This is a genomic window from Caenibacillus caldisaponilyticus (genome assembly GCF_002003465.1).
Lineage (GTDB): Bacteria > Bacillota > Bacilli > Bacillales > Sporolactobacillaceae > Caenibacillus > Caenibacillus caldisaponilyticus.
In genome coordinates, this window is the sequence record NZ_BDDQ01000029.1 from 21,165 (window position 1) to 34,901 (window position 13,737).

Genomic DNA, 13,737 nt, shown 5'->3' on the forward strand with positions numbered 1-13,737 from the left:
AAGGGTATGACTCAGAGGAACAGGAGGGACGAGACATGCGCGTACTCGTAACTTTGGAATGCACCGAAACCGGTGAACGCACGTACATCACGACGAAAAATAAACGCAACAATCCGGAACGTCTTGAATTGAAAAAATACAATCCGCGTTTGCGTCGTCATACGATTTACCGCGAAACGAAATAAGCAGCGGGTTAAAGCCTGCTGTTTATTTTTTATGGGAAAGCAGTGCGGGAGGATTAAAAAGTGTCGGATAAAGCAACGATCCGGCGGGCGATGAAACAACAAGTGCTCGCCCTTGAAGAAGAAACGTTTCACCGCGGCTGCCGCGCCATCCACGAGCGGCTCTTTCGCCTTGCCGCCTGGCAACGGGCCCATACCGTCGCCGTCACCGTCTCGACGCCCGGTGAAGTGGACACCAAAGCCATCATTGAACGGGCGTGGCGCGACCGAAAACGCGTCGCCGTTCCGAAAACCGTCCCGAAAGAAAAACGGCTGGAGTTTCGGCAGCTGACGTCTTTCGAGCAATTGGCCCCCGCGCATTACGGATTGTTCGAGCCGAAGGAGGCGGAGACCGAAGCGGTCGTCAAAGGCAATATCGATCTCATCCTCGTTCCGGGACTCGCGTTTGATGCTTCCGGGTATCGCATCGGTTTCGGCGGCGGCTATTATGACCGGTTTTTGCCCGATTGCCGCGCCGTCAAAGTCGCGCAAGCCTTCGATTTTCAGGTGTTGGATCGGGTGCCGAGGGAGGCGCACGACATCCCGGTGGATTTTATCGTCACGCCGGCCCGGCTGATCCATTGCGGGCCGGGTTTCGATGAAGCGGCGGAAAAGGCGGGGTTGAACCAATAGGAGGATCTGCTGCTCTAGGGGAAACAAAAAACAGCGGGTGATAACACAGTAAAAAGCCCCAGCGGCCCTTGGAGAGAAAGGCGCGCTCTACGGACAGGGCGAAGCTCAGTGGATGAGGAAGCGCCAAAGATTCTGAACGGGTGAGAGCAAGAAAATGGGATCGAGTTAGCCCTAGGACGTCCGACGTTTGGACTCTTTAAATCTTTAAAAGAGCAATAAAGGAACCCGAGCGTACGGGCATTGAAAGGCGGTCGGGCGGAAGCGGCGAAAGGAGGCGAGGGCAAATGGCGGAATCGATCCTTGTCGGCCTTCTGTTGATCGGCGGCGCCTCGGTTTCTTATCAAAAACGCTGGTTGACCGCGGGCGGCGCGGCCGGCATGGTCGTTCTCGGTGCGGCGATTGATTGGGCCTTCGGTTTATCGGGATTATTGATCATTTTTTTATTTTTTGTTGCGGCCAATCTCATCTCGAACGGCGGACGGTCTGCGGAGACGCGCACCGTCGTCCAAGTGTTCGCCAACGGCGGCGCGCCGCTGCTCGCTGCGTGCGCGAACTTGGCCGTTGGCGGCCCTTATTGGTCGGCCGCGTTTATAACGGCGGTGGCCAGCGCCTCCGCCGACACGTGGGCATCGGAAATCGGGGTGAAGTTCGGGGGACGGCCATACCATATCGGTTTGCGCCGGCGCGTCGCCCCCGGCTTGTCCGGGGCGGCGACTTTAAGAGGCAGCATTGCCGGGCTTTTCGGTGCCGCCCTCATCGGCTTTTTCGGCGCCTTCCTCTTGCATCGCGATCATCTCGCTCTTTTCTTTGTGGCCGGCACGGTTTTCACCGCCGTCGGTTGGCTCGGTCATTGGCTGGATACGCTGCTGGGGGCTTTCCTGCAAGCCCGTTATCAATGCCGCGCTTGCGGTGTTTTAACGGATGATCGCCGCCATTGCGAAATGGCGACGGCAAAAGTCCATGGGTACCAATGGATGACGAATCACACGGTCAACGCGTTGTCCAACATTGGAGCGGGCGTTTTGGGCGCCATCGCATCCGTCTGGCTATCGTCCTGAAAAACGGCGCTTGCCTCGATGCGGCGGCGTTCACGCCTCTCGACGCGGCCGGTCCGGTCGTGGGCGCTTGGATCGCTGCTTCCCGGACATGCGGCGTCTCTGTGCCTTTCTTTCTCATGGCCCGATTTTCTTTCAGCCGTCGCGGCGCCTCTGGACGGATGAGACAAACAATGCTTGCGCGACAGCGGCCGTTCTTTAATCGCCTTTAAAATTTTATCTTCATGGTTCGCCACGCCATCGTCCACGAGCGCCCATCCATCTTCGTCGTCGGCCTTGCCTAAAAAGAGGCGTTTGGTCCGTTTCGATGACGGTTCATGCCGTGCCTTTCCTCGTTTTCATCAGAAAAAATCGCGCGGATAAAAGCGGGAAACCGTCGCATATTATTAGGGAACGATACCACACTAAGGGGCGAAAGGCATGCAACGGTTTTTGGTCCGCGTGATCTTGCTCGCAATTTTAAGTTGGTTTTTATATCGCCGCCGCGTTCGGCTTTGGCAATTCATGCTCGGCGTCGAGGGCATCCGCCGGTTGTTGCCGGCCGTTTCCCTGTCATGGCGCGATTTCCGGCAATGGGCGGGAAAGCGGATGCTGAACGCGCTGGAGGAAGGGGCCGGCCGCGATTGATTCGCGTATGCGGCCTTAAATGTTTTGTTTCAACAGGGCGATCTCACCGGAAGCCAGCCGGATGACGACGAGTAAATGGTCGTGGCGTTTGCTGTAGAGGATGATCGGCATGAAGCTGTCAATGGGGCTTTCAATGCGGCCATCCGAACGGCGGACGCCGAGGGCGTATTCCTTGTACAAGCCTTCCCACAATTGCCCGATGACTTTATTCGTCTTTTTTTGGTTGAGGCCGGGCAAAGATTGGTTGGCAAAGACGTGAAGATAGGTGAGCGGAAACGCATCGTACGCCTCCGGGCGGAAGCGGTGCTTGCGGCTCGCCTTCTTTATGATGGCATCCATTGTTTCATTTAAAGCTTGAGTTTTGGCGCGGTACCATATCTTGGCTTTTTCCGCGATCGGAAAACGGAACGCCGAAAAAGCCCCGTCGTCGCCTGGCATGACGGCCAGATGGTCATAAGACATCGCCAGTTTGCCCCGGATTCCGTTTTGGCCATGCGTTTCCGCATGATGGACCGTGATGGCTTCCAAGACGCCGGCCTCGTGAAAGCGTTCGATTTTGGCTTGATGAATTTCAGCGGTTTTCGTTTTCCATTTGTTCGCGATGGCCACCAATCGGCGGTCGCTGAACAAAAAGGAAACGTCTTGGCGCACATAGGCGGCGCGGTTGGTTCGCGAAGACGCCAGCCAGGATATGTCGTAACGCGACGGTTCCGACCGTTGAAGGAGGAGCCGGGTGTTCTTCTCCAAAAAGGAAAGGGTCGGATCATCGGGGAAGTAGGTAATGCTCTCTTCGGTATCCGCGCGATCGCGATGGTCCAAATAAAGAATGAGCGCCGTCACAAAGGATACGGTCAGCAGTCCGAGCCAAAAGCCGAAGGATCGGTTGCGGTTCGAACGTTTTTTTAACCCCTCTTTCGCCCGCCCCATCATCCCGCCTCCAAGTACATCGAGTTTGAGCCTGCCTTTGTCCCAATATATGCGTGAATGGACGACTTATGCCGGGCGCGTCTCCCTTCTAAACGCTCGAAAAGGGGCGGGATTTGGAACATATGATCAGGAAGCGGCCGCACGGCGTTTGGGCGGATGACCGCGATGCGCGGATCGCGCGGCAAGCGGGCCGTTCGCCACGATGCGCCCGTAAACCGGACTTCGCGGATGCATTCCGACGTCCAATGGGAACGAATTTGTGACAAAACTGAAAATAATGATGAAAACGTTTTCTCTTTTCTCCCGATCCTTGATAAAATATTAAAAAGGAATCGGGAGGGCACGGATGTTGGATTTTTGTTTCATGAGGACGGATACGGGATACGACATCATGATGCTCGCGGTACGCAACCGGGACGGCAGCTATCGGATCTACCGGCTGGACGGATCGAAGCCGGCAGAAGGGCCGCTCTTTGAAGAGAAGAATCCGGATCGTTTACGGGAACGCATCCGCGAGTGGTGCCGCGACCATTTGCCGGACGACATGGAAATGATGCGGTTTACGGTCCCGGCGAGCCGCGAGAAGGCGGTAAAAGTGAAAAAATTTTTGCGCGACCATAATATCCCTTTTGAAATGAAAAATTATACGTTTTACGTGCGCAAACGTGAATTCCAACGGATCAAAAAAGACTTGGAAAAACTGGTCGCTTCCGGAAATTGAACGAGGCAGCCGGGGATTTCGCCATGGGGGAAAGGCGGGAGACGGGCCGCCGCGGCGTTTGCATCTTCAGAGGAGATATTCCCCATAGGACAGCCCTTCGTCAGAGCGATGCCGGTGATGAACCATGAAAAATGGAGACGGGTTAGCCCGCCTCCATTTGTTTTGCACTGAATCAGCTTCCGACCGGTACCCCGCCGCCGTTGAAGCTGTCCCAAATCGTCATGATCGAAAACCAGCCGAGAACGGCAAAGGCGATCAACGCGTAAACGGCACCGAAAAAGTTCCGTCGCTTGACTTCACGGAAAATCGCGATGAGGCAAAGAATGGCGATGATCAGGAAAATGATGCCGACAACCATGTGTTGCCAACCTCCTTTGTGGACGGGTTCGCACAATATGTATACGCTTCTATTCTAAACCGAATGCCGATCTTTGTCGAGCTTTTCCGTTCATTTCGGTAAGTTTGAAAACCGCTTATGATAAAGTTTAACCGATGTTTCCGCTTTCTAGTCGAACGGATCGGCAAAGCATCAAAGCGCAGGGTTGTCGGCGTAAATCGGACGAAAAGGCAACAATGGGCTTGCCGAACGACTGTGATAAAGCCGGTGGCCGCGATCCGGTCCCGTTGCGGCGGAAGGGGGCGGAAAGAGACGGCGGCCGGTTTGACGACGCGGTCGCTTGCACGTTCTTCACATGCGCAGACCGGTTGCCGACGGGTGAAGGCTCCTTTATTATGTTGGAAGAAACATCAACGTTTTTGGACGGAATGGAGGAGATGGGCGTTGAAATGGACGCAATTGGCGCTCGGACCGATTGAGACGAACGGCTACATCCTTGAGAGCGAAACGAAAGAGGCGGTCATCTTTGATCCCGGCGACGAAGGTGAAAAGATCATCCGGTTCATCCGCGAGCGCCGTTTAAAACCGCTGGCGATCCTATTGACCCATGCGCATTTCGATCATATCGGCGCGGTCGATGTCGTGCGCGACCATTTTCGCGTGCCGGTTTACTTGCATCAAAAAGAAGCCGATTGGCTTTGGGATCCGGACAAAAACGCCTCGAGCGGCTTTCCGTTGATCGCGCCGGTCAAAACCCGTCCGGCCGATCATCTGCTTGCGGGCGAAGCCCCATTAAACCTCGGCCCCTTCGCCTTTCAGGTTCTGGAAACGCCCGGGCATTCGCCGGGCAGCGTCTCATATTATCTGAAGGAAGCGGGCGCGGTCTTCTCCGGAGATGCCTTGTTTTACGGCAGCATCGGGCGGACCGACCTCTATGGCGGTGACCAGGCGCTGCTTCTGAAGTCGATCCGAACCAAATTGTTTGCCCTTCCGGATGATACCGTCGTTTTGCCCGGCCACGGTTTGACGACGACCATTCGCCATGAGAAAGCCACCAATCCGTTTTTGACGTAGAATGGGAAGGCGCGATTGCGTTGGCTTGCGCACGGAAGCTTTAAGCGGTTGAAAGCGGGCGGAGTGTAACCTCCCATCGTTTGGATCAGGCGGAAGGCAGGACGCACGGCGGCCCAAAGCCGGCCGGTCCGGATCATGTAAACGCTTGGTGATAGGGAGGGGAAACGCCGGCGTTGCGGTCTCGTTCGCTTCCGCTTGCCCGTTTCGCTGTACTCAGGGGCGAGGCGGGACGGGTTTCCGCAAGCCTCCTGTACGGCTGGTCACAGCGGCGGCCGGCACGCCTTTGTTGTGAACCCCCTTTTCATTTGCTCATAAGATAATACGAATCGATGAAAAGGGGAGATGATGGTGGGCGATAAGAACTACTTGAATTTCCTCGCCAAATTTGGGGTTTCGAGCGCGCATCCCGGCGGGTTGCCGCTGACGCGCGCCCTTTTTGACAAGATTCCGTGCCGCCAAAACGAACACGTATTGGATGTCGGTTGCGGAACCGGCGAGACGTCCGTTTATTTGGCCAAACGTTTCGGCTGCCGCGTCACGGCCGTGGACATCCAACCGTTAATGGTCCAGCATGCGCGCAACCGGGCGCGGGCGGAAGGGCTGTCGATCGACGTCTATCAAGCGGATGCGGAAAAGCTTCCCTTCGCCGATCGCTCTTTTGATAAGGTCGTTGCCGAATCCGTCACGGTTTTTACAAACGCGGGGTTGTCGCTTCCGGAATATCGGCGCGTGTTAAAGCCGAACGGGGTGCTGATTGATCTGGAGATGACGGCGGCGCGGCGTTTAACGGATTCTGAGGCGGCCGATGTCAAAAAGGTGTATGACATCGATCGCATCCTGACGGAAGCGGATTGGTTGGAGGCATTAAAGGGTGCCGGGTTTCAGGATATCACCGTTTATACTGGCGAGGATTTGCTTGATGCGGAAGTGGATCTCCCGGACGCATCGGGATTCGAATTCACACGGGACATTGATTTGGATGCGTTTAATGCGTGGTTCGGGCACATACAGATCATGGAGAAATACGGCAGGATATTGAATTATCGCGTCTATGTGGCCAAGGCGCCCATAGATCGGCGAGCCGATGAAGCAAAATAAGCCATCGCGACCGATGGCTTGTTTTATTGAGCGCCTCCCTGCGGCATCATAAAGGCGGACCAATATGTAAATCCGATAAAAAACAAGGTGAGATAAGCGCCGAAAATATACATATACGTGCGTTCCGACAGATTCAAATAACCTAATGTCAGGAAAAAGGCGGTATTGGCGAAAAATAAAAGGGACATCGGGATGAGCCCGCCCGCCAGAGCCATGACGGCGAAGGTCAACGTCCAAAAGGCGAGCACTCGGAACATTCTGGGCATCGGTTTCCCTCCTGATCAACGATTTTCCACAATTGCAATTATAATTTAAGGTTTCGCTATTGTAAATCCCTTCCGAAGTTGTCGTCTTCCTTCATATTGTAACCGCACCGGCCGTTCTTAATCCGACGACATGGCCCAAAAACCTTTCTCTCATTTTTTCTTGTTTAATTCATGTCGATTTAGGGAATCAATTTAGATGAAGAGTAGGTTTCTAGGAGGGGGTATATACGGTGGCTCGACTCGTCTTTTACACCTATCCGAGCTGTACCTCATGTCGGAAAACGAAAGCCTGGTTAAAGCAACATCACATCGATTATGAGGAACGCCACATCTTTAAGGAAGCGCCCGGCAAGGACGAATTGATGGAGATTATTAAACTGACGAAGGAAGGCGTCAAGGAAATCCTCGCGACGCGGAGCGAGACGTTTAAAAAACTGGACATCGACATCGAGGAATTACGGGTCAGTGAAGTGCTGCAGCTGTTGCACGACGAACCGCGCCTGCTTCGGCGACCGATCCTGACCGACGGCGAAAAGCTGATCATCGGTTTTAACCGTTCGGGCTTGCAAAAGTTGAGCGAAGCGCATTACAAACTTTCCTCCCAACATGTCTCATAACCGAGAAATCCGCCGATACGGCGGACTTCTTTTTGCTTGGAAAAGCGAAGAGATGATGGATGTCATTTCTTAGGAGGCACCGGCGCTTCTTTCCCGGTTCGCTCTGGACAAAAAACGGGCACCGGTCCGTGTGCGGGATCCGTGCCCTCGTCTACCGAAAAAGCTTCGGGCGCCAAGGCAGTCTGAGGCGGGCTCGTTTGATTCGGTTGGCATAGTGGCCGAGCGCGTTCGGGAGAAGCCCAAACATTTCGTTTCGGAACGCGGTTCGGGATTTCCGTTTCGCTTCTCTGCGTCTTTTGCGCTCGCTTTTCGGTTGATTCATGTATCGGACAAACTGTTCGGTGAGAAATTTAACGTAATCATCCGATTTCATCCGCATCACCGTCCGCTATTATGCCCAAAACCGTTCGTGCCTAACCAAAAAACCGATCATTTCATCGACGACGGTGTCCACCGACTTCATGGTCGTGTCGACGATGTAGTCCGCTTCCAGATAAAAGGGAAGGCGGCTGGCCATCAAGCGAAAGACGTGCGCGGTTTCGCGATTTTTTAAAAGCGGCCGGGAGCGATCGTTTTTCAAGCGGCGGATGGCCATATTGGGATCGACGTGAAGGTATATGACGATGCCGTGCTCTCTCATAAAGCGCCGGTTCGTTTCATCGAGGACGATGCCGCCTCCGGTCGAGACGATCACACCGGCTTTCGCGACCGAGCGCAGGATGCTGCTTTCATGGCGCCGAAACGCGGCTTCGCCTTCCTCGGCAAAAATGGCCGGGATCGATTTTTGGCAAAACTGTTCGACCAATTCATCCGTGTCAAACACCGTCATCGACAATCGCCGTCCCAACTCGCGCGCGATGGTGGATTTGCCGGCACCCATGAATCCCGTCAAAAATATGGTCTCCAAGGTTAATCCTCCCATTCTGTAATCGTTTCTGCATTCGTGTCAATCTCAAAAACGACGGATTGCGGGGCATGCGGGGGATCCGTCACGCGAACGTTGATGCGGAGCGTTCCCTCGGCCGCGGGGGTCGTCGTATAATCGACGCGCGCGTGATCCAATGTGAAGGTACCGGAGGGCGGCAAAGCATGGGTTTTGCGCCACGAATCGAGGAGCTGGCGGGCCGCCGTCACCTTTAACTGCGTATAGCGGACGGCGATTTCCCGTTTCGCCACGAAATCCCGGTCGTTCGCGAGATGGTCGATCGCGTTGACCGCGTAAAACGCAAAGAACAGCATGATGATCATCGCGATCGGCAGGATGAAACCGCCTTGATCGTTTCGCTTTCCGGTTTCTATTTTACCATTTTTAGCACCACCCAATGGTAGGTCCTCCCTTCCGCATCCGTCAGGGATATCGAAACGTCATTGGGATGGACTTGAAAATCGACGGAACGAACGTTGCGGAGCAAGATTTCGTAGCCTTCCCCGTTGACGCTGCGGCGCAGGTTCGTGCCAATCAACTGATAATCGACCGTGTTGCCGTCTTCTTTGAAAACAAGCCGGCGGTCACTGGATGCAAAGTCTTTCCCGCCGGCGAGTTCGTCATTGATCTGTTGAAAAAAGATCAAGATGTCTTTGCGCTCCGTCGTCTGATACGCGTGATCGCCGAGGACGGCCTGGGCGACATTCGCAACCAGCGCCGCCGTCACGGTCAAAATGGCGAGCGCCATCATCGCGGAGAGGAGCGTGTATCCGCCGTTGCGGTTCAACGCATGGCGATTCCGCATGCCTCGTTCACCCTTTGGCTTCGATCCTGCCATACCACACATAATTCAACGGTATGCGGATCGACTTCTTTCCATTGCAAGTCGTAAGCCGTTCCATTGACGGTGAGCCGATCGTTTTCTGCAGAACGCCCCGCGCTCCATTCGGACAGTTCGTTGTGGATCAGGGTGAGCGCGTATTCCCTTTCACTGACCGCCCGGCGCTCAACCGTTGCGCGCTGTAGAATCGGGACGAGGCAAGAGAGGCAAACCACCAAGACAAGCAGGGCGACGGTGACTTCCACAACCGTAAATCCTTTTTCACGTGACGGGTTCGACATAAAATCTTCCTTGGCCCAAGAGGATGACGAGTTTGTAGGCGTAGTGGGGGCTCTGAATGAAAAGGGTTCCGGCCTGCCCTTGGACCGTGCCGTGCGGCGTGAAGCTCACGCTGAGCGCGTGCGTGCCTTTTTCAAAGCGGATGTCTTTTTCAATCGGAAGTTGTTTGATCGGTTGTCCGCCCAAAAGGACGTACACCAAATGGTTCGCGTTGTTGAATTGTACGTTCACGTAGCGCTCTTCGGCAATGGCCGTCATTTGCGCAAAATTTAACGTATCCTCGAGCAGGCCGACAAAAGCGTCCAGTTTTTGCCGTTCCTGAACGACTCCGAATTGATGAAAAGCGATGGGCAGAACCATGACCATGATCGTGATGACGATGAGCATCTCAATCATAGTGACGCCTTGCCCCCCTAAGCGTTCAGTTGCCACCATCCGATCCCGCCTTGACGACTTTTCCGTTGACGAGCGTCAAAGCCACGCCGTCGGGACATGTGACGGAGTCGACATAGCCTTCCGAAACGAGCTCATTGAGGTTGGTCAATTCGGCGTCGTGAGCGATGTTGTAGGCGGCCACCTGGCTTTGCACGAGTTTGATCGTCGCTTCGCAGCTCTTTTCTTTGACGACCTGATTGGATTTCGTCATGCTCGGGATGGCGATCAAAAGCAGGATGGAGATGATCATAAGGACGATCAGCATTTCGATCAGCGTGAAGGCCTCTTTTTTCTTTAGCAGGGAAAGCTGAATCACCGGTACAACCCCTTTCAAAAGGTCATGAAAGCATTACAGGCCGTTCAAAATGGTAAACATCGGCGTGAGGATGGAGAGAAACAAGCCGATGATGAGCCCGCCGAAGAGGACGAAGAATACGGGCTGCACCAAGGAGAGGGCGCGGGTGGTCTTCTCTTCGAAGGTGCGAATCATCATCTCGCTGTAGTCGAAGAGCGTCTCACCCAGGCGCCCGCTGACATCGCCGTTGCGGATGACCGCCGGCAAATCTCTCGCATAAAATCGGCTTTGTGCGATGATGTCGCTGAAGGCGTGACCGTCGTTCAAAAGTTGGCGCAGCGCACGGGCCTCCGATTTAAAAAATCGGTCAAATGGTTGAGCTTCCATGAGTTTGAGGGCATCATTGACAGACAGCCCCACCCGGAGCAAACCGCCGATATGAAAGCTGAAGGTGTAAGTGAGGTAAAGACGGAGGTAAGAGGAGAGGATGGGAATGTATAGTAATTGCGCCATTCGTCGTTCGGGAGGGATCTTTTTGGCGTAAACGACGGCGAAAAGGATGAGGATCGCGGCGGTGATGAGTAACGATCCGTAAATGGCGCGCGAGTGGCGAGAAACATAGAGGAGGAATCGGACTCCGGGCGACGATTGGATGTCCATGGCGCTGTAGAGTTGTTCAAAACTCGGAAGCAGTTGGTCGAGCACGACATAAACCATAATGGCAAAGATCCACAGCAAAAAGAGCGGGTAGCGCATCAGCTTATTCATTTTTTCTTTTTGTTGTTCGCGAACCTTTAAAAAACGGCCGCTTTCAAGAAATCCCCTGGGAAGTTCGCCGGTATGCGAAGCGAAGTGAAGAAAGCTGCAGACATCGTTCGGAAATCCTGCGCGTTGAAAAGCGTGGGCCATCTCATCGCCCTTTGACAGCTGTTCCAGCAAGTTGAGCAAGGTCTTTTTTACGGCGGGAGGCTGTTCGTAGTGTTGGAGGCGGATGGCGTCAGCGAGGCTGTATCCTTTGTCGAGACAAGTGCCGACGCGGGTGAGAAAATCGGCTTGCTGGACTTTTTTCCATTTTCTACGAAGAGGCATTGTGATCACCAATTGGCAGCGCATCGCTTGAAGAGGCGACATACCCCAGAGCGGCCGCCTGCCGATAGTAGTCGTCCAGTCGCTTAAAGCGGCGTTTAGCGCTCGAACCGTTTTTTAACACATCGTGGAGCGGAAGGCCGGCCAGGATTTCGTAAATCGCGGTGCGGCGGTGGTTCCGTTGTTCCTGATGAGGGCAGTCGGGGGAACAGACGGGACCGCAGCGCGGACAATGAATGTGGATCAAGCGTTGCGCCACCACTCCGACGAGCGTTTCCTTCAGATCGAACCGCGGGATGCCGACTTCGAGCAAACGGTGGATCGCCCCGATGGAGTCGGAGGCGTGAATCGTGGAGAAGACCAAATGCCCGGTGATCGCCGCCCGTACAGCAATTTTCGCGGTTTCCAAGTCACGGATTTCGCCGATCATTATTATATCCGGGTCGTGGCGGAGGATGGCTTTGAAGCCGGTTTGGTAGGTGAGATCGGCCTTTTCGTTGACTTCCATCTGGATAAAGCCGTCGTGGCGCTTTTCGACGGGGTCTTCCAACGTCACGATTCTCGGATTATAGCGCCGTTTCGCCGTATGAAGCATGGCGTACATGGAGGTCGTTTTTCCCGAACCGGTGGGACCGGCAAACAAAATCAATCCGTTTTCATAGCCAAGCAAGGATTCGAGTTGTGCGGCCGACTCTGAAAAAATCGATAAGTCGTTCAATCGGATATCGGAGGTTTGGGGCAGCAGCCGAATGACGAGGCTTTCGCGGAGTGCGGCGGGCAAGGTCGAAAAGCGGAGGTGGATGGGTTGATGCAAAATGACGACATCAAGCGAACCAGATTGCGGCCGCCTCTTTTCGCCGATATCCATCCCGGCTCGGAATTTGAAATGGTTGATGATGCGTTCGGCAAAGTCGCAGGATAAGATGTCCAATTCATAGAGGTGATCGTACACGCGCAGTTCGATGAGGGTGTCGTCCTTTCGCGGAACGAAGTGAATGTCAGAGGCGTTGATGCGAAGCGCGATTTCCAGCAGTTCTTCACTCTTCTTCTCTACCTCATTCAAACGTTCACCTGCTTTCTTGTTAATGTGGTTTGCGCTTATTAAGATTCGACATCAATGGACAGATTCCTGCTTTTTATAAAAAATTTTTTCCGATTTTGCAAATTATTTTTCGACATCATACCCTTGATCATACCCCGTCTTTGCATCCCTTCCAAATAGATGGTGGGGCGGATCGGTGGCTTTTTTCGGCAAACGGGCAAGGGCTTCCGCCATCCGTTAGAGGGAGGATGGGGGGCATAAATGGAATGAAAAAATCGTTTTATTTGGAGTTTAAATCATTTCTGCGCTTGCTTCATTAAATAAGACCCACGCATCTGATATTATCCCCTTGATGCTAGTATAGTTTCATGGACACCCTTTAGTGAAATATAATATTAACGAAGGGATGTGTCCTGATATGGGTAACACAAGCGAAAAACGTAAAAGTTATAATGCTGAATTTAAAGAAATGGTGGTTGAGCTTTATCAAACTGGAACACCAGTAAAACAGATCTGCAGCGAATATGGCCTGTCTGAAACGACAATCTACAAATGGATCAGAAAACAAAAACCGGTTAAGCTGGATGACGGGAGCTCTTTTACCCCAGAAGAATTTCTGAACCTGCAAAAAGAATTGCACCGGCTGAAAGAGGAAAACGAAATCTTAAAAAAAGCTATGGCCATATTCGCAAAGAAGTAGATCAAACCACTGTTATATCCATGATTGACGAGATAAGAGCCAAACACCATTATGACCTTAAAACCATGTGTACGGTCCTTGGCGTGCCGAGAAGTACCTACTATCAATCCAAACAAAAAAAAGAGTCAAAAACAAAACGGGAAAACCGGGAGTTGACAGACAGAATACGAAAAATCCATACGGAAAGCAAGCAGAGGTACGGAGCGCCGAAGATCCGCCATATGCTTGAAAAAGAAGGGCTCAAAGTCAGCCTGAAACGGGTTCAGCGTTTGATGAAGGCTGCAGGCATTTATTCCATTATCAGAAAAAAGTACCGTCCCCATTCCAATAAGGGCAAGATGGAAGAACACGATAACCTGCTGAACCAGGACTTCTCAACGACAACCATCAACGAGAAATGGGTTACGGATATTACGTACATTCATACTTTGAGAGACGGTTGGTGCTACCTGGCTTCCGTAATGGATTTACATTCCAGAAAGATTGTCGGTTACGCTTTTGACCGCCACATGACGACTGAACTGGCTTTAAAGGCAGTAGAAAACGCTTATCAGGCAC

At 53.3% G+C, this 13,737-nt stretch carries 21 protein-coding genes and 1 pseudogene; 9 read left to right on the forward strand and 13 right to left on the reverse strand.

The features are described from left to right. The first annotated feature begins 35 nt into the window (after positions 1-35). The 3 genes from rpmG to CCB157_RS09450 all read left to right on the forward strand — a co-directional run bounded on the left by rpmG (position 36) and on the right by CCB157_RS09450 (position 1,912). Positions 36-185, forward strand: coding sequence for a 50S ribosomal protein L33 (gene rpmG / locus CCB157_RS09440; RefSeq protein ID WP_077615652.1), 150 nt, complete (start codon positions 36-38; stop codon positions 183-185). Positions 186-245: 60 nt separating this feature from the next. Next, the gene (locus CCB157_RS09445; RefSeq protein ID WP_077615653.1) at positions 246-854 is read left to right on the forward strand and encodes a 5-formyltetrahydrofolate cyclo-ligase; all 609 of its coding nucleotides are present in this window, start codon (positions 246-248) and stop codon (positions 852-854) included. A gap of 284 nt (positions 855-1,138) precedes the next feature. Beyond that, positions 1,139-1,912, forward strand: a complete 774-nt coding sequence (locus tag CCB157_RS09450; protein ID WP_077615654.1) for a DUF92 domain-containing protein — start codon at positions 1,139-1,141, stop codon at positions 1,910-1,912. Here CCB157_RS09450 and CCB157_RS09455 read toward each other — a convergent pair. Then, entirely contained in the window at positions 1,837-2,157 is a 321-nt protein-coding gene (locus tag CCB157_RS09455) for a hypothetical protein (RefSeq protein ID WP_077615655.1), read from the reverse strand. The two genes, CCB157_RS09450 and CCB157_RS09455, sit on opposite strands and share 76 nt — an antisense overlap. Positions 2,158-2,329: 172 nt before the next feature. Here CCB157_RS09455 and CCB157_RS09460 point away from each other — a divergent pair, with 172 nt between their 5' ends. Next, positions 2,330-2,536, forward strand: coding sequence for a hypothetical protein (locus tag CCB157_RS09460; protein ID WP_077615656.1), 207 nt, complete (start codon positions 2,330-2,332; stop codon positions 2,534-2,536). A 15-nt stretch (positions 2,537-2,551) separates the two neighbouring features. On the opposite strand, the gene CCB157_RS09465 is transcribed toward CCB157_RS09460, so the two are convergent. Then, positions 2,552-3,463, reverse strand: coding sequence for a hypothetical protein (locus tag CCB157_RS09465; protein WP_077615657.1), 912 nt, complete (start codon positions 3,461-3,463; stop codon positions 2,552-2,554). A gap of 346 nt (positions 3,464-3,809) precedes the next feature. Here CCB157_RS09465 and CCB157_RS09475 point away from each other — a divergent pair, with 346 nt between their 5' ends. Continuing rightward, a complete protein-coding gene (locus CCB157_RS09475; RefSeq protein WP_077615659.1) occupies positions 3,810-4,184 on the forward strand; it encodes a hypothetical protein in 375 nt (124 codons plus the stop codon). Between the two features lie 172 nt (positions 4,185-4,356). Here the strand turns inward: CCB157_RS09475 and CCB157_RS09480 are convergent, their stop codons facing one another. Beyond that, a complete protein-coding gene (locus CCB157_RS09480) occupies positions 4,357-4,542 on the reverse strand; it encodes a DUF2759 family protein (protein WP_077615660.1) in 186 nt (61 codons plus the stop codon). Positions 4,543-4,965: 423 nt separating this feature from the next. On the opposite strand from CCB157_RS09480, the gene CCB157_RS09490 reads away from it, so the two are divergent. Further along, positions 4,966-5,595: an MBL fold metallo-hydrolase gene (locus tag CCB157_RS09490; RefSeq protein WP_077615662.1), complete on the forward strand. Its 630-nt coding sequence runs from the start codon at positions 4,966-4,968 to the stop codon at positions 5,593-5,595. 348 nt (positions 5,596-5,943) lie between these two features. Then, positions 5,944-6,693: a class I SAM-dependent methyltransferase gene (locus tag CCB157_RS09495; RefSeq protein ID WP_158077264.1), complete on the forward strand. Its 750-nt coding sequence runs from the start codon at positions 5,944-5,946 to the stop codon at positions 6,691-6,693. A 23-nt stretch (positions 6,694-6,716) separates the two neighbouring features. On the opposite strand, the gene CCB157_RS09500 is transcribed toward CCB157_RS09495, so the two are convergent. After that, the gene (locus tag CCB157_RS09500; RefSeq protein ID WP_077615664.1) at positions 6,717-6,959 is read right to left on the reverse strand and encodes a DUF2626 domain-containing protein; all 243 of its coding nucleotides are present in this window, start codon (positions 6,957-6,959) and stop codon (positions 6,717-6,719) included. A 230-nt stretch (positions 6,960-7,189) separates the two neighbouring features. Here CCB157_RS09500 and CCB157_RS09505 point away from each other — a divergent pair, with 230 nt between their 5' ends. Next, the gene (locus CCB157_RS09505; RefSeq protein ID WP_077615665.1) at positions 7,190-7,576 is read left to right on the forward strand and encodes a Spx/MgsR family RNA polymerase-binding regulatory protein; all 387 of its coding nucleotides are present in this window, start codon (positions 7,190-7,192) and stop codon (positions 7,574-7,576) included. Between the two features lie 151 nt (positions 7,577-7,727). Here the strand turns inward: CCB157_RS09505 and CCB157_RS09510 are convergent, their stop codons facing one another. The 9 genes from CCB157_RS09510 to comGA are packed head-to-tail and all read right to left on the reverse strand — an operon-like array spanning position 7,728 to position 12,500. Further along, entirely contained in the window at positions 7,728-7,955 is a 228-nt protein-coding gene (locus CCB157_RS09510; RefSeq protein ID WP_369688669.1) for a YqzE family protein, read from the reverse strand. A gap of 12 nt (positions 7,956-7,967) precedes the next feature. Further along, complete coding sequence (locus tag CCB157_RS09515) at positions 7,968-8,483, reverse strand: shikimate kinase (RefSeq protein ID WP_158077265.1); 516 nt, start codon at positions 8,481-8,483, stop codon at positions 7,968-7,970. A 2-nt stretch (positions 8,484-8,485) separates the two neighbouring features. Continuing rightward, complete coding sequence (locus tag CCB157_RS09520) at positions 8,486-8,899, reverse strand: competence type IV pilus minor pilin ComGG (protein WP_077615667.1); 414 nt, start codon at positions 8,897-8,899, stop codon at positions 8,486-8,488. After that, positions 8,872-9,306 carry a competence type IV pilus minor pilin ComGF gene (gene comGF / locus CCB157_RS09525; RefSeq protein WP_158077266.1) on the reverse strand — a complete coding sequence of 145 codons (435 nt, stop codon included), beginning with the start codon at positions 9,304-9,306 and terminating at the stop codon, positions 8,872-8,874. Before comGF ends, CCB157_RS09520 begins: the two co-directional genes overlap by 28 nt. Beyond that, positions 9,285-9,623 carry a hypothetical protein gene (locus tag CCB157_RS17300; protein WP_143286994.1) on the reverse strand — a complete coding sequence of 113 codons (339 nt, stop codon included), beginning with the start codon at positions 9,621-9,623 and terminating at the stop codon, positions 9,285-9,287. The genes comGF and CCB157_RS17300 overlap by 22 nt, the downstream gene beginning before the upstream one ends. Then, positions 9,604-10,053: a competence type IV pilus minor pilin ComGD gene (gene comGD, locus CCB157_RS09530; RefSeq protein WP_158077267.1), complete on the reverse strand. Its 450-nt coding sequence runs from the start codon at positions 10,051-10,053 to the stop codon at positions 9,604-9,606. The genes CCB157_RS17300 and comGD overlap by 20 nt, the downstream gene beginning before the upstream one ends. Next, the gene (comGC, locus tag CCB157_RS09535; RefSeq protein ID WP_274519628.1) at positions 10,043-10,372 is read right to left on the reverse strand and encodes a competence type IV pilus major pilin ComGC; all 330 of its coding nucleotides are present in this window, start codon (positions 10,370-10,372) and stop codon (positions 10,043-10,045) included. The genes comGD and comGC overlap by 11 nt, the downstream gene beginning before the upstream one ends. 33 nt (positions 10,373-10,405) lie before the next feature. After that, complete coding sequence (gene comGB, locus CCB157_RS09540; protein ID WP_077615670.1) at positions 10,406-11,482, reverse strand: competence type IV pilus assembly protein ComGB; 1,077 nt, start codon at positions 11,480-11,482, stop codon at positions 10,406-10,408. Further along, positions 11,427-12,500, reverse strand: coding sequence for a competence type IV pilus ATPase ComGA (gene comGA, locus CCB157_RS09545; RefSeq protein WP_077615671.1), 1,074 nt, complete (start codon positions 12,498-12,500; stop codon positions 11,427-11,429). Before comGA ends, comGB begins: the two co-directional genes overlap by 56 nt. A 397-nt stretch (positions 12,501-12,897) precedes the next feature. On the opposite strand from comGA, the pseudogene CCB157_RS17620 reads away from it, so the two are divergent. Next, positions 12,898-13,737: pseudogene (locus CCB157_RS17620) on the forward strand (IS3 family transposase); the annotation flags it as partial.

Excerpts from the sequence above, each read along its gene's own strand:
- CCB157_RS09475 (WP_077615659.1), top strand. The coding sequence starts at position 3,810 with ATGTTGGATTTTTGTTTCATGAGGACGGATACGGGATACGACATCATG.
- CCB157_RS09465 (WP_077615657.1), bottom strand. The coding sequence starts at position 3,463 with ATGGGGCGGGCGAAAGAGGGGTTAAAAAAACGTTCGAACCGCAACCGA.
- CCB157_RS09460 (WP_077615656.1), top strand. The coding sequence starts at position 2,330 with ATGCAACGGTTTTTGGTCCGCGTGATCTTGCTCGCAATTTTAAGTTGG.
- CCB157_RS09480 (WP_077615660.1), bottom strand. The coding sequence starts at position 4,542 with ATGGTTGTCGGCATCATTTTCCTGATCATCGCCATTCTTTGCCTCATC.
- rpmG (WP_077615652.1), top strand. The coding sequence starts at position 36 with ATGCGCGTACTCGTAACTTTGGAATGCACCGAAACCGGTGAACGCACG.
- CCB157_RS17300 (WP_143286994.1), bottom strand. The coding sequence starts at position 9,623 with ATGTCGAACCCGTCACGTGAAAAAGGATTTACGGTTGTGGAAGTCACC.
- CCB157_RS09450 (WP_077615654.1), top strand. The coding sequence starts at position 1,139 with ATGGCGGAATCGATCCTTGTCGGCCTTCTGTTGATCGGCGGCGCCTCG.
- comGB (WP_077615670.1), bottom strand. The coding sequence starts at position 11,482 with ATGTCGCCTCTTCAAGCGATGCGCTGCCAATTGGTGATCACAATGCCT.
- comGF (WP_158077266.1), bottom strand. The coding sequence starts at position 9,306 with ATGCGGAATCGCCATGCGTTGAACCGCAACGGCGGATACACGCTCCTC.
- CCB157_RS09510 (WP_369688669.1), bottom strand. The coding sequence starts at position 7,955 with ATGCGGATGAAATCGGATGATTACGTTAAATTTCTCACCGAACAGTTT.
- CCB157_RS09500 (WP_077615664.1), bottom strand. The coding sequence starts at position 6,959 with ATGCCCAGAATGTTCCGAGTGCTCGCCTTTTGGACGTTGACCTTCGCC.